Origin of the sequence: Angustibacter sp. McL0619 (assembly GCF_049994355.1) — a bacterium.
Classification (GTDB): domain Bacteria; phylum Actinomycetota; class Actinomycetes; order Actinomycetales; family Angustibacteraceae; genus Angustibacter.
In genome coordinates this window covers 1,928,635-1,942,445 of the sequence record NZ_CP188257.1, presented here as the reverse complement: position 1 = coordinate 1,942,445, position 13,811 = coordinate 1,928,635, and the positions used below count along the sequence as shown (strand labels likewise).

At 72.1% G+C, this 13,811-nt stretch carries 12 protein-coding genes; 2 read left to right on the top strand and 10 right to left on the bottom strand.

Translation table 11 applies throughout. The features are described from left to right. Positions 1-2: 2 nt before the first annotated feature. The 6 genes from priA to hisD are packed head-to-tail and all read right to left on the bottom strand — an operon-like array spanning position 3 to position 5,169. Positions 3-740 (bottom strand): bifunctional 1-(5-phosphoribosyl)-5-((5-phosphoribosylamino)methylideneamino)imidazole-4-carboxamide isomerase/phosphoribosylanthranilate isomerase PriA, encoded by a 738-nt coding sequence (gene priA / locus ACPPVT_RS08970; protein WP_426566650.1) that lies wholly within the window; start codon positions 738-740, stop codon positions 3-5. A 42-nt stretch (positions 741-782) separates the two neighbouring features. Beyond that, positions 783-1,433, bottom strand: coding sequence for an imidazole glycerol phosphate synthase subunit HisH (gene hisH / locus ACPPVT_RS08965; protein ID WP_426566649.1), 651 nt, complete (start codon positions 1,431-1,433; stop codon positions 783-785). Then, entirely contained in the window at positions 1,430-2,056 is a 627-nt protein-coding gene (locus ACPPVT_RS08960; RefSeq protein WP_426566648.1) for a hypothetical protein, read from the bottom strand. The genes hisH and ACPPVT_RS08960 overlap by 4 nt, the downstream gene beginning before the upstream one ends. A gap of 13 nt (positions 2,057-2,069) precedes the next feature. Next, positions 2,070-2,696 carry an imidazoleglycerol-phosphate dehydratase HisB gene (gene hisB / locus ACPPVT_RS08955; RefSeq protein WP_426566647.1) on the bottom strand — a complete coding sequence of 209 codons (627 nt, stop codon included), beginning with the start codon at positions 2,694-2,696 and terminating at the stop codon, positions 2,070-2,072. Then, positions 2,693-3,808, bottom strand: coding sequence for a histidinol-phosphate transaminase (locus ACPPVT_RS08950; protein WP_426566646.1), 1,116 nt, complete (start codon positions 3,806-3,808; stop codon positions 2,693-2,695). Before ACPPVT_RS08950 ends, hisB begins: the two co-directional genes overlap by 4 nt. 23 nt (positions 3,809-3,831) lie before the next feature. After that, on the bottom strand, positions 3,832-5,169 hold the full coding sequence (hisD, locus tag ACPPVT_RS08945; RefSeq protein WP_426566645.1) for a histidinol dehydrogenase: 1,338 nt from the start codon (positions 5,167-5,169) through the stop codon (positions 3,832-3,834). 141 nt (positions 5,170-5,310) lie between these two features. Between hisD and ACPPVT_RS08940 the strand changes: the two genes are divergently transcribed. Then, on the top strand, positions 5,311-6,066 hold the full coding sequence (locus ACPPVT_RS08940; RefSeq protein ID WP_426567105.1) for an ABC transporter permease: 756 nt from the start codon (positions 5,311-5,313) through the stop codon (positions 6,064-6,066). Continuing rightward, positions 6,063-6,752 (top strand): LON peptidase substrate-binding domain-containing protein, encoded by a 690-nt coding sequence (locus ACPPVT_RS08935; RefSeq protein ID WP_426566644.1) that lies wholly within the window; start codon positions 6,063-6,065, stop codon positions 6,750-6,752. Before ACPPVT_RS08940 ends, ACPPVT_RS08935 begins: the two co-directional genes overlap by 4 nt. Before the next feature lie 54 nt (positions 6,753-6,806). Here ACPPVT_RS08935 and ACPPVT_RS08930 read toward each other — a convergent pair whose 3' ends face one another. The 4 genes from ACPPVT_RS08930 to dnaE form a co-directional block, all read right to left on the bottom strand. Further along, entirely contained in the window at positions 6,807-7,331 is a 525-nt protein-coding gene (locus tag ACPPVT_RS08930; RefSeq protein WP_426566643.1) for a hypothetical protein, read from the bottom strand. Positions 7,332-7,354: 23 nt separating this feature from the next. Further along, a complete protein-coding gene (locus ACPPVT_RS08925; RefSeq protein ID WP_426566642.1) occupies positions 7,355-8,926 on the bottom strand; it encodes a DUF3352 domain-containing protein in 1,572 nt (523 codons plus the stop codon). A 179-nt stretch (positions 8,927-9,105) separates the two neighbouring features. Beyond that, positions 9,106-10,107: an IS481 family transposase gene (locus ACPPVT_RS08920; protein WP_426562277.1), complete on the bottom strand. Its 1,002-nt coding sequence runs from the start codon at positions 10,105-10,107 to the stop codon at positions 9,106-9,108. Positions 10,108-10,213: 106 nt separating this feature from the next. Next, on the bottom strand, positions 10,214-13,777 hold the full coding sequence (gene dnaE / locus ACPPVT_RS08915) for a DNA polymerase III subunit alpha (protein ID WP_426566641.1): 3,564 nt from the start codon (positions 13,775-13,777) through the stop codon (positions 10,214-10,216). Between the last annotated feature and the right edge of the window lie 34 nt (positions 13,778-13,811).

Below are 13,811 nucleotides of genomic sequence, written 5' to 3'. Positions count from 1 at the left end.
CCTTACGGCCGACCCGCCACGTCGAGCGCGTCGGGCAGCGTGAACGCCTGCGCGTACAGCGCCTTGCCGACGATCGCTCCCTCCACCCCGATGGGAACCAGCATGCGCAGCGTCGCCAGGTCGTCCAGGCTGGACACCCCGCCACTGGCCACCACGGGCGCGCTGGTGCGGGCACACACGTCGCGCAGCAGCTGGGTGGTCGGGCCGCGCAGCGTTCCGTCCTTGGTGACGTCGGTGACCACGTAGCGGGCGCAACCGTCGCGGTCCAGCCGCTCCAGCGCGTCCCAGATCTGGCCCCCGTCCTGGGTCCAGCCGCGCGCGGCCAGCGTCGTGCCCCGCACGTCGAGACCGACGGCGATCCGATCGCCGTGGCTGGCGATCGCGCGGGCCGTCCACTCGGGGTCCTCCAGGGCGGCGGTGCCCAGGTTGACCCGCACGCACCCCGTGGCCAGGGCCGCCTCGAGCGACTCGTCGTCGCGGATCCCGCCGCTCAGCTCGACCGCGACGTCCAGCCGGCCGACGACCTCCGCGAGCAGCTCGTGGTTCGACCCCCGACCGAACGCGGCGTCCAGGTCGACCAGGTGGATCCACTCGGCCCCGTCCTGCTGCCAGGCCAGAGCGGCGGCCAGCGGGTCGCCGTACGAGGTCTCGCTGCCCGCCGCGCCCTGCACCAGCCGGACGGCCTGGCCGTCCGCGACATCGACGGCGGGCAGCAGCTGGAGTCTCGGCTCACCGGACACGGGGAATCTCCTCGAGGTGGGGACGACTGGATCGGTGGCGACTCACAGGGACCGGACCCAGTTGCGCAGCAGCTGCGCGCCGGCGTCGCCGCTTTTCTCCGGGTGGAACTGGGTGGCCGACAGCGGTCCGTTCTCGACCGCGGCCACGAACCGCGCGCCGTGCTCGGACCAGCTGACCCGAGGCGTGGCGAAGTGCGCGACTCGGCCGTCGTGCGACTCCAGCAGCCAGCGCTGGACGGCGTAGGAGTGCACGAAGTAGAAGCGCTCGGTCTCGACGCCCTCGAACAGCACCGAGCCCGGCGCGGCGGCCACGGTGTTCCAGCCGATGTGCGGGACGACGTCCGCGGGGAGCCGCTCGACCGTGCCGGGCCACTCCCCCAGCCCGTCCAGCGGGCCCGCCGCGAAGGGCTCGGTTGAGCGCTCGAACATGACCTGGTGGCCGACGCAGATGCCGAGCACCGGTCGGCTGCCGGCGAGCCGGCGGTCCACCAGCTCAGGCCCGTGCACCGCGGCCAGACCGGCGACCACCGCCGAGAAGGCGCCGACCCCGGGCACCACCAGCCCGTCGCAGCCGAGCACCGCGTCGCGGTCGGCCGTCAGCTGCACCTGGGCGCCGGCCCGCTCCAGCGCGCGGACCGCCGAGTGGACGTTCCCCGAGCCGTAGTCGAGCACCACGACCTGCGCGGCGCTCACTGCCCGTCCTCGAGCTGGGCGGACAGCTCCGCCTCGTCGGCGGCGAACTTGTCGAAGCGCTGCACGAGCCGGGCGTCGGGATCGACTCGGACGGCGCCGGGCAGGTCACCGGCGTGCACGGCCCCCAGCACGAGTCCGGCGCCCGGCAGCGCGAGGGCACGCACGAGGTCGTCCACCACGTCGGCGCCGGTGCGGTCGTCCGGGCGAAGCGCCGCCCGGAGCTCGCCGCGGCGGTCCGTCCGGTCGGACTCGCCCACGCCGGCCGTGTCGGCGAGCACGTCGAGCGTGGCCAGCGGCTGGTCGTCCACCCGGTGCGGGCCGACGCCGCTGGACCAGGCCAGCCAGCGCACACCTCCGTGCCGACCCCGCTGCACGGTCACGACCGCCCGCGGCCCGTCGGCGACCAGCCGTAGCACCGGGCGTAGCCGACCGGGCACAGGTCGGCCGCCGAGCAGCGCCACCGGGTCGTCGTACGGCGGCGCCGAGAGCGCCGCACCAGCCGGCACCACCAGCGTCCACGCCACGTCGGGGACGATCCACACCGGCACGAACCCGGACCCGGCCCAGGACCGGACGCCGTCCAGCCGCCCACGCAGGACGACCAGCACAGCTGGTGCGCTCATGGGTGGTCCCGGTTCACAGCACACCCTTGGTGCTCGGCACGCCGCCGACTCGCGGGTCCGGCGCGACAGCGGCCCGCAGCGCGCGAGCGACGGCCTTGAACTGCGCCTCGACCACGTGGTGAGGGTCTCGACCGGAAAGCACCCGCACGTGCAGGGCGATGCCGGCGTGGTGCGCGAGGGTCTCGAACACGTGCCGGGTCAGCGAACCGACGTACTGGCCGCCGATGACGACGTACTGCTGCCCCTCGGCCTCACCGGTGTGCACGCAGTACGGGCGGCCGCTGACGTCCACCACGGCCTGCACGAGGGTCTCGTCCAGCGGCACCGTGGCGTCGCCGAACCGGGCGATGCCCGCCTTGTCGCCCAGCGCCTCGCGCAGCGCCTCACCGAGCACGATGGCGACGTCCTCGACGGTGTGGTGCGCGTCCACGTGGGTGTCCCCGCTGGCCTGCACCGTCAGGTCGAAGAGCGCGTGCTTGGCGAGGCTGGCCAGCATGTGGTCGTAGAAGCCGACGCCGGTGCTCACGCTGGACCGTCCGCTGCCGTCGAGGTCGAGCTCGACGTGCACCGTCGACTCCCCGGTGCCGCGGTCGAGGCTGGCCCGGCGGCCGGACGTCGGGTCGGTCTGCTGCTCGGTCACGAGGACTCCTGGAGCGTGGCGGTCAGGGCGGTCAGGAACGCGGTGGTCTCGGCAGGGGTGCCCGCTGTCACCCGCAGGTGGCCCTCGATGCCGACGTCGCGGATCAGGACGCCGTGCTCGAGCAGCCGCTGCCACGTGCCCGCGGGGTCGCGCAGACCACCGAAGAGCACGAAGTTCGCGTCGCTCGGCACCGGGTCCAGCCCGAGCGCGGCCAACTCGCTGACGATCCGGTCGCGCTGCTCGCGCAGCGCGGCCACCGTGCCGAGCAGGTCGGCTGCGTGCTGCACCGCGACGAGCGCCGCGGCCTGGGTCAGCGTGGACAGGTGGTACGGCAGCCGGACCAGGCGCAGCGCGTCGCACACGGCGGGGTCGGCGGCCAGGTAGCCGAGCCGGGCACCGGCCAGGGCGAACGCCTTGCTCATGGTCCGGGTGACCACCAGCCGCGGCCGGCCGGGCAGCAGCGTCAGGGCGCTGGGCGTGCCGGGCCGGGCGAACTCCTCGTAGGCCTCGTCGACCACCACGACGGCGCGGTCGCTCGCCTCGTAGACCGCGCGGACGACGTCCAGCCCGAGCGCCGTGCCGGTGGGGTTGTTCGGCGAGCACAGCATGACCAGATCGGGGTCGTGCCGGGCGACCTGCTCGGCGGCGTCCTTCGCGTCGAGCTCGAACGGCCCGGCGGCGGCGCCGCGGTGCCCGTCCACCCACCCGGTGCCGCTGGTGGCGGCGATGTTCGGGTGCATCGAGTACGCCGGCGTGAAGCCGAGCGCGGTGCGCCCGGCCCCACCGAAGGCCTGGAAGAGGTGCAGCAGCACTTCGTTGGACCCGTTCGCCGCCCACACCTGGGCCGCTTCGACGCCGTGGCCCAGGTACCCGGCGAGCGCCTCGCGCAGGGCGGTGAACTCGCGGTCGGGGTAGCGGTTCAGCCCACGCACCTCGCGCGCCACCGACTCCACGACGGCCATCGCCACCGGCTCCGGCAGCGGGTAGGAGCACTCGTTGGTGTTCAGTCGGACGGGGACGTCGACCTGCGGCGCGCCGTACGGGACGCGTGCACGCAGGTCGGCGCGCAGCGGCAGCGCGTCGAGACCCGATCCGGTGGCAGTGGGGCGCACGTGGTCGAGTCTAGGGAGCCCGCTCACCCGCGGTCGCGGGCGCGTGCCCGGACGGCGTCGCCGTGCCCGGGGAGGTCCTCGGCGTCGGCGAGCGCGACCACGTGGTCGGCGACCTCGGCCAGCGCCGCGCGGTCGTACTCGACGACGTGCACGCCGCGCAGGAAGGACTGCACGGACAGGCCGCTGGAGTGACACGCGCAGCCGCCGGTGGGCAGCACGTGGTTGGACCCGGCCAGGTAGTCGCCGAGCGACACCGGCGCGTACGGACCGACGAAGATCGCCCCGGCGTTGCGCACCCGGGCGGCCACCGCGGCAGGCTCCCGGGTGTGGATCTCCAGGTGCTCGGCGGCGTAGGCGTCGCACACGACCAGCCCGGCGTCCAGGTCGTCCACCAGGACGATCGCCGACTGGCGTCCGGACAGCGCCTGGCGCACCCGCTCGGTGTGCTTGGTCGCGGCCACCTGGACAGCCAGCTCGGCCTCGACGGCGTCGGCCAGCTCCGCGTCCGGGGTGATCAGCACGGAGGCGGCCATCGGGTCGTGCTCGGCCTGGCTGATCAGGTCGGCGGCCACCAGGACCGGGTCGGCGCTGTCGTCGGCCAGCACGGCGATCTCGGTGGGGCCGGCCTCGGAGTCGATGCCGATCAGGCCCTTGAGCAGGCGCTTGGCCGCGACCACGTAGATGTTGCCCGGCCCGGTGACCAGGTTGACCGGCTCGCAGACCACGGTGCCGTCGTCCTCGCGGGCGCCGTAGGCGAACATCGCGATCGCCTGGGCGCCGCCGACCGCGTACACCTCGTCGATCCCCAGCAGCGCGCAGGCGGCGAGCACGGTCGGGTGCGGCATCCCGGCGAACCGGGCGGGGTTCTCGCGCTGCGGCGGGCTGGCCAGCGCGATCGAGGGGACCCCGGCCTCCTGGGCGGGGACGGCGTTCATCACGACGCTGCTGGCCAGCACGGCGAGCCCGCCCGGCGCGTACAGTCCGACCCGGCCGACCGGGATCCACCGCTCGGTGACCCGTCCGCCCGCGCTGACCTGGGTGGTGACGTCCTGACGGCGCTGGTCGCGGTGCACCAGCCGGGCTCGCCGGATCGACTCCTGCAGGGCGGCCCGGACGGCCCCGTCGAGCTGCGCGAGCGCGGCCTGCAACGCGTCGCCGGGGACGCGCAGCTGCTCGGGGCGCACCCCGTCGAACCGCTCGCCGAGCTCGCGCAGCGCCCTCGCCCCGCCGTGATGGACCTGGTCGCAGATCGGTCGGACGGCCACGAGGGCAGCCTCGACGTCGAACTCGCCCCGGGGCAGCACCTGCCGCAACGACGCCGTGTCCAACGGGCGTCCGCGCAGGTCGGTACGCGCGATCACCCGGACATGGTAGGTCAGAACGACCAGGTCCCAGTGGGACGCGTCCAGCATGCGAACATCTGCGGCGCAGGACCGCTGTACGTTGCGGTCGTGGTCACGATCACTGCAGTGGCGTCGGTCCGGGCGGACGCGATCATCAGCCTGGACAGCACGGCCTCGCGGGTCGCGCTGGTCGTGGTCGTGACGGTCAGCGTCGCTGCCGCCGTTGCGGTGAACGCCCTCGGCTCGCTCGGGCACGGCTGGGCGGCGCTGCGCGCCAGCGGACGGGCGCTGGTGCAGCTGCTGGTGGTCGCCCTGGTCATCGCTGCGGTGCTGGACTCGCGACCGCTGATGCTCGCCTTCGTGGCGCTCATGGTGTCTGTGGCCAGCCTGACCGCGGCGAGGCGGTTGACTCAGGACCGCTCAGGCGCCTGGGCGGCGCTGCCGGTGGTGGCGGGTGCGCTGCCCGCGCTCGCCCTGGTCCTGGTGACCGGCCTGGTGCCCTTCGAGGGGGTGGCGGTGGTGCCGATCGGGGGCATCCTGATCGGCGGGGCGATGACGGCCACCGTGCTGGCCGGACGGCGCTCGCTGGATGCCCTCGCGTCGCGCCGCGGCGAGTACGAGGCGGCGTTGTCGGTCGGGCTGACCTCCCGCGACGCCGCGCTGCTCGTCGCCCGGGACGACGCCGCGCTCGCGCTGGTGCCCGGTCTGGACCAGACCCGTACCGTCGGACTGGTCACGCTGCCTGGCGCCTTCGTCGGCATGCTGCTCGGCGGTGCCAGCCCGATCGACGCGGCCGCCGTGCAGCTGGTCGTGCTGGTCGAGCTGCTGATGGTCCAGTCGGTGGCCGTGGTCGTGGTGGTCGAGCTGGTCGCCCGCGGGTGGCTCGGCAGGTCTGTGCCTAGGGTGGGACGGTGAGCCAGCGCCTGCCGCTCTTCCCGCTCGGTGCCGTCCTGGTGCCCGGCGAGGTGCTTCCGCTGCACGTGTTCGAGCCTCGCTACCTCGACCTCGTCCGTGACGTGCTGGATGACGCCTCCCACCCGGACGGCCGCGACGGCTCGGTGAGCCGGTTCGGTGTGCTCGGCATCCGCCGCGGCCACGAGGTGGGCGCGCACCGGCTGGCCGAGCTGTACGACGTGGGCTGTGCGGCGGAGGTGCTGGAGATCGACCGCAACGCCGACGGGACGCTGGACCTCGTAACGGTCGGCCGCGAGCGCTTCCGGCTGGACGCGCTGGACGGGGACGCCGGCACCGCCTACCTGACCGGCCAGGTCGAGTGGCTGGACGAACCGAGCACCGTCGTGGAACCCGCTCTCACCGAGCAGGTCCGCACAGAGTTCCTGATGTACTGCGAGCGGCTCGGGATGGGTCGCGACGGCACCGCGTCCTCGTCGGCGCTCGAGGATCCGGTGCTGCTGTCGTACGTGGTGACCGCATCGATGCTGCTGCACCTGCCTGAGCGGCAGAACCTGCTGGCGGCACCGGACGCGCGGGTCCGGCTGCGTCGCGCGCTGAGCCTGCTTCGCCGCGAGCGGGTGCTGTGGCAGGTGGCGGCTTCGGTGCCGGCAGTCGACCTGGCTCGCCGGGCACCCGATCAGGGCTAGCGGCGGCTGGCCGCGCGGGCGGTCAGCTCCGGTCAGCGCTCCGGTCAGCTCCGGTTAGCTCGGCCGGTTCGGCGTGCTGAACAGCGCGGCGAGGCAGCGGGTCACGGCGCACAGCATCGGGCCGATGAGCAGGACGCCCGCCGAGTGCAGTCGCAGCGGGGTGCGCAGGTGCGCCTCGTGCACGGCCAGCTGGTGGCGAAGTGTCTCCGGGCCGAGCAGCTGCCCGACCTGCCAGGCGACCACCCCGGCGATACCGACGGCCACGACCGCCAGCACCGCGCGGGCCGCCTGCGGCTCGCGCGCGCGCACGGCCTGCATGGTGGCCACCAGGACACCGGCCAGCCCCAGGACGACCGCCAGCCACCCGTCCTGGGCGGCCTCCAGCTCGGCGTGCCCCTGCAGGTAGACGGCACCCTCGATGACCTGGACCCCGGGCACCGGGGCCAGCAGCCTCCAGGCAACGCCGAGCAGGGCGCCGCCGACCAGCGCGAGCAGCAGGGCCGACGCCAACAGCCTGCTGGCCGGCCGCCAGCCCCGGTCGGGGCTGGCAGCCGGCTGCAGAACTGCGCTGATGCTCAAGCGGTCCTCTCCGAACCTCGTGCCTACTTGGTCGCCAACCGCACGTTGAACGTCGCGTCGCCCCCGTCGCGCGTGACGCTCACGCCGAGCGACGCCAGTGGCTCGAGGTCCTTGCGGTTCTCGGCGCTGAGGTCCATCTGGTCGCCCAGCCTCGCGACGAGCTCGCCGATGTTCACGAAGACCACGGCCTGGGCGTCGGACGCGTCGGGCACGGCGTCCTTGAACGCCTTGGCCGAAGCCAGCCCCTTGCCCTTGGCCACCTGGTCAGCGTAGGCCTGGGTGGACGCCAGCACCGTGTCGGACCCGGCGTCGGCCTTACCGAGGCTGAGCCCACCCAGCTCACCCGCCGCGTTGACGATCTTGTCCAGCGTGCCGCGGTCGCCGCTGAGCCGGGCGCCGATCTGCGGCATGCCCGCGTCGATCCCACCGAAGACCAGGCTCACCCGGTCCCCCAGCGCCTTGGCGATGTCGTCGGGGATCGCGATGCCGGTCTGCTCCTGCAGGGACTGGATCTGAGCGTCGAGCTGCTCGGCGCCGGCGGCCTTGCGAGCCCCCTCGAAGGCCTGCCGCACGCTCTTGTCGGCGCCGGTGAAGCTGATCGCGGCCAGCGAGTCCGCCGGCAGTTCAGCCATCGAGACCTTGCCCGCCGCCGTCGGCAGCTTGGTGCCGAAGGTGCGCCCGGCGAGCTCCAGGTGCGGGCCGTCGAAGCGCAGGGCAACAGCGACCCGGCCCGTCAGCTCGGCGCCGTTCAGCGCGGACTGCACACCGCCCGAGGTGGGTACGGCCTGCTTGGCTGCGGCGAGGTCGACCCAGCCGTGCACGATGCCCTGGTCGCCGAGGGCGTCCTGGTCGTGGGCGTAGTTCTTGGCGCCCGAGAGCGGGCTGTCCTTGGCGTCGGCCACTGCCTTCTTGGCGACGGCCGCGTCCTGCGCGCACACCGCGAAGTCGCCGTCGACCTCGCAGGCCGCCTTGCCGTCGGACACCTTGGCCAGGCCGGCCTTGGCCTTCGCCGCGTCCTTCACCGCGAGGACCACCACGACGCCGGGGTCGTCCCCGTCCTGCGCCGCCGGGAGCACCGCGATCGCGGCCCGCTGGCCGAGCCAGGGCGCGACGTCGGTGGCCCAGTCACCCTTGACGCCACCGTCGTCCTTCAGCGAGTCGAACAGGGCCTTGCGCAGGTCGTCGTCCTTGCCGATCTTCTCGCCGGCGGTCGGGAACTTGCGGGCGAACCGCAGCGCGTCGATCTTCTGCCCCGACGAGGGGTCGAAATCGACCCCGAAGTAGGCCACCGCGGACGCCGGGACCGCCTCGTCCGGCTGCGGTCCCCCACCGCTGAGCTTGCTGGCAGCGAAGGCCGCGGCACCGCCGAGCAGCGCGACCGCGAGAACCCCCGCGCCGATCGCCACGCCGCGGCGACGCCCAGCGGTGCTGGCCGGGACGATGTCGTAGGCCGCGGACCCGGGCTCGCCGAGGGTCAGGACCTCCGTCGAACCCATCGGCAGGCTAGCCATCGGGTGGTCCGACGGCGGCTGGCCGACCGGTTGCGTCGGGGCGTCGTCGTGCGGCGGCGTCTGGCCGCCAGAAGGCTCGGTCACGGGAGGTCCCCCCAAGTCGTGGCCGCAGGGAACTCCCCTGAGGCAGTGGTCGACCGTCCGCCCGGGCAGGCGTCGGTCTCAGCGATGGACGGGCGCACTCGGGGCGCCGGCGTCGCGGGCGAGTCTATGGGCAGCGACCGACAGAACGTGCCGGAACCCGATGGATACGACCAGGTGGCCTAGATGTAGTTCCCCGACAGGTTGTGAACGCGGGCTGCGGGGACGAGGCCTCCGATGCCGGTGTGGGGTCGGTGATGATTGTAGGAGTGGAGCCAGTCGGGGTAGGTCGCTGCGCGGGCTTGGTCGGAGAGATAGACCTGGGCGTAGGCCCATTCGACGATCAGGGTCCGGTTGAACCGCTCGACCTTCCCGTTGGTCTGGGGTCGGTAGGGGCGGGTCCGTCGGTGTTTGATGGCGGGCCCGAGGGCGTTGGCGAAGTCGCGTGAGCGGTAGCAGGAGCCGTTGTCGGTCATGACTGCCCGGACGGTGATCCCGGCTTGGGCGAAGAACGCGTTGGCGCGGCCCCAGAAGGCCGCGGCGGTCTCCTTGCGCTCGTCAGGCAGCGGCTCGGAGTAGGCCAGCCGGGAATGATCGTCCACCGCGTGGTGCAAGAAGACGTAGCCACGCGACGTCGGCGCGCCACCATGACCGGCCCGCTCGGTCCTGGCATGGGCGCGTCGGTGCTGTTCGGAGTCGCGACCAAAGGCCCGCCAGCCACCACCGTCCGGGATCCGGCCCAGCTTCTTGATGTCCACATGGACCAGGTCGCCCGGGGCCGCCGCCTCGTAGCGGATCGGCGATGGCTTGCGGACCGGCAGGCCGGTGGCCTGGTCGAGGTGGACCAGCAGCGGCATCCGATAACGCGCCAGGACGCGACCAACCGTCGATCGCGGAACCCCGAGGTGATAGCCGATCCGGTGCGGACCCCAACGCCGGCAGTACCGCAGCTTCACGATGCGCCGTTCAAGGCGGCGCGGGCAGCGCCGCGGCGACCGCGCTGGACGAGACGAGCAGTCCGTCATCGGCTCGCCATCACGGTAGCGCCGGGCCCACTTGGCCGCTGTCGCGGGCGAGACCTGCAACCGCTCCGCAGCACGACGGACCGTCCACCCCTGCTCGACGATCAGGACCGCCAGGCGTCGACGCCCCTCAGGCGTCAGCGGGGCATTAGCGTGAGTCACGAGGACCTCCAGTCGAGGGTTGGTGTCGTAACCCCCTCCGTACTGGAGGTCCTCGCTATCCGTCTACGCCTTCACGCTCACAACCTGTGTAGGAACTACACCTAGATCACCCGACCAGGCAGGACGGCCCGAGCAGCTGTTTGAGCTCGCCGAACAGTGCCGGGCCGGCGGTCACCCGCAGCCGGTCGTCCAGCCGCATCACCGTGGCCTCGCCGGACTGGGTCAGCCGAAGGTGCACCTCGGTCACCCCGGGATGCGTCGCCAGCACGTCCTTGAGTCGCTCGGCCACCGGTGGCGTGCACCGGGCCAGCGGCATGGCGATCACCACCGGACCGCGCGGCCCCTCGCTGACGTCTGGGATGGACATCTCCTGCGCGTAGAGGGTGGGCACCTCGTCGCGCCGGTTCAGCCGGCCGCGCACGACCACCACGAGGTCCTCGGCCAGCATGGTCGAGACGGTCTGGTAGCTCTGCGGGAAGAAGAGCACCTCGACGGCGCCCTCGAGGTCCTCCACGGTGGCGATGGCCCACGGGTTGCCCGCCTTGGTCATCTTGCGCTGCAAACCGCTGATCATCCCGGCGATGGTCACCGTGGTGCCGTCGGGACGAGACTCGTCGGTCAGCAGCGACGCGATGGAGCAGTCCGCGGCGCTGCTGAGCACGTGCTCGATGCCGAACAACGGGTGGTCGCTGACGTACAGGCCGAGCATCTCGCGCTCGAAGCGCAGCTTGTCGCGCTTGTCCCACTCCGCCGGTTGGATCGGCGGGAGAACCGCGAGCTCGATGGGCGCCTCGTCGCCGAACCCGGCGAACAGGGAGTCCTGCCCCTGGGCCTGCTTGCGCTTCTCGTCGACCATCGACTCGACGTAGACCTCGTGCACCCGCACCAGGCCGGCCCGGCTGTGCCCGAGCGAGTCGAAAGCACCGCCCTTGGCCAGCGACTCGATGGTCCGCTTGTTGCACACCACCGCCGGCACCTTGCGCAGGAAGTCCTCGAACGAGGTGAACGCGCCCGCGCTGTCCCGGGTCGCCACGATGGCCTCGACCACGTTGGTGCCGACGTTGCGGATCGCCGCCAGGCCGAACCGGATGTCGGTGCCGACCGCGGCGAAGTTCGCGATCGACTCGTTGACGTCCGGCGGGAGCACCTTGATGCCCATCCGGCGGCACTCGCCGAGGTAGAGCGCGGACTTGTCCTTGTCGTCGCGCACGCTGGTCAGCACTGCGGCCATGTACTCGGCGGGGAAGTTGGCCTTGAGGTAGGCGGTCCAGTACGAGACCAGCCCGTACGCCGCGCTGTGCGCCTTGTTGAACGCATAGTCCGAGAACGGGACGAGCACGTCCCACAGCGACTTGATGGAGGCCGCGCTGAAGCCGTTGACCTGCATGCCCGACTCGAAGCCGACGTACTCGGCGTCCAGCACCTCGCGCTTCTTCTTGCCCATCGCGCGGCGGAGGAGGTCCGCCTTGCCGAGCGTGTACCCAGCCAGCTGCTGGGCGATCTCCATCACCTGCTCCTGGTAGACGATCAGGCCGTAGGTGGTGCCGAGGATCGGCTCCAGCGCCTCGGCCAGCTCGTCGTGCATGTAGGTGATGTCCTGCAGCTTGTTCTTGCGCAGGGCGTAGTTCGTGTGCGAGTTCGCGCCCATCGGCCCGGGTCGGTAGAGCGCGCCGACCGCGGAGATGTCCTCGAAGTTGTCGGGCTTCATCAGGCGCAGCAGCGCGCGCATCGGGCCACCGTCGAACTGGAAGACGCCCAGCGTGTCGCCGCGCCCGAGCAGCTCGTACGTCGCCGGGTCGTCGAGCGTCTTGCTCAGCTCGTCGAGGTCGACCACCTGGTCGCGGTTCATCAGCACGTTGGCCAGCGCGTCGTCCAGGATCGTCAGGTTGCGCAGCCCGAGGAAGTCCATCTTGACCAAGCCGAGCGTCTCGCAGCTCGGGTAGTCGAACTGGGTGATGATCTGGCCGTCCTGCTCGCGGCGCATGATCGGGATCAGGTCGAGCAGTGGCTCGCTGGACATGATCACGCCGGCCGCGTGCACGCCCCACTGCCGCTTGAGCCCCTCGAGCCCGAGGGCCGTCTTGACCACCTCGCGGGCGTCCGGGTCGGTGTCGTGCAGCGTGCGGAACTCGGCGGCCTCGCTGTACCGCTTGTGCTGCGGGTCGAAGATCCCGGCGAGCGGGATGTCCTTGCCCATGATCGCCGGCGGCATCGCCTTGGTCAGCTTCTCGCCCATCGCGAACGGGAAGCCCATCACCCGGGCGGCGTCCTTGACCGCCTGCTTGGCCTTGATGGTGCCGTAGGTGACGATCTGCGCGACCCGCTCCTCGCCGTACTTCTCGGTGACGTAGCGGATCACCTCGCCGCGGCGGCGCTCGTCGAAGTCGACGTCGAAGTCCGGCATCGACATGCGCTCGGGGTTGAGGAACCGCTCGAAGATGAGGCCGTGCTGCAGCGGGTCGAGGTCGGTGATCTTCATGACGTACGCACACATCGAGCCAGCGCCCGACCCACGACCGGGGCCGACCCGGATGCCGTGCTCCTTGGCCCAGCCGATGAAGTCCGCGACGACCAGGAAGTACCCGGCGTAGCCCTTGGACACGATCACGTCGGTCTCGTACGTGGCCTGGCGGCGCACGTCGTCCGGAATACCGGCCGGGTAGCGCTCGCGCAGCCCGCGCTCGACCTCCTTGACGAACCAGGAGGTCTCGTCCTCGCCCTCGGGGCACGGGAACCGCGGCATGTACCGGCCCTCGCCCTCGGCGAACCCGACCTCGCACCGCTCGGCGATCAACAGCGTGTTGTCGCAGGCCTCCGGCAGTTCGCGCCAGGTGTGTCGCATCTCGGCCGCGCTCTTGAGGTAGAAGTCGTCGGCGTCGAACTTGAAGCGATTCGGGTCGGCCAGCGTCGAGCCGGACTGCACGCACAGCAGGGCAGCGTGCGCCTTCGCGTCCTCGGCGCGGGTGTAGTGCAGGTCGTTGGTGGCCACCAGCGGCAGGCCCAGGTCACGGGCCAGCCTGAGCAGCTCCTGCTGGACCTGGCGCTCGATGCCGAGGCCGTGGTCCATCAGCTCGCAGTAGAAGTTCTCAGCGCCGAAGAGGTCACGGAAGTCGGCCGCCGCTTCGACCGCCTTGTCGTACTGGCCGAGCCGGAGCCTGGTCTGCACCTCGCCGCTCGGGCAGCCGGTGGTGGCGATCAGGCCGTCGCCGTAGGTCTGCAGCAGCTCGCGGTCCATCCGCGGCTTGAAGTAGTACCCCTCCAGCGAGGCCAGCGAGGCCATCCGGAAGAGGTTGTGCATGCCCCCGGTGGTGCGGGCCAGCATGGTCATGTGCGTGTAGGCACCCGAGCCGGACACGTCGTCGCGGCCGCCGCCGCCGTACTTGACCCGCGTCCGGTCGAAGCGACTCGTGCCCGGGGTGAGGTAGGCCTCGAGCCCGATGATCGGCTTGACCCCGTGCTTCTGGCCGGCCTTCCAGAACTCGTAGGCGCCGAATATGTAACCGTGGTCGGTGGTGGCCACCGCCGGCATCCCCTGCCTGGCCGCCTCGGCCATCAGGTCGTCGATCCGGGCCGCCCCGTCGAGCATCGAGTACTCGGTGTGCACGTGCAGATGCGCGAACGACGGCCCGCCGGACGACGCAGCGGGGGACGGGGTGGAGCTCGACGGCATGGGCCGAGTCTAGGTCGGCGAACCGACAGTTCCC

Excerpts from the sequence above, each read along its gene's own strand:
- dnaE (WP_426566641.1), bottom strand. The coding sequence starts at position 13,777 with ATGCCGTCGAGCTCCACCCCGTCCCCCGCTGCGTCGTCCGGCGGGCCG.
- ACPPVT_RS08960 (WP_426566648.1), bottom strand. The coding sequence starts at position 2,056 with ATGAGCGCACCAGCTGTGCTGGTCGTCCTGCGTGGGCGGCTGGACGGC.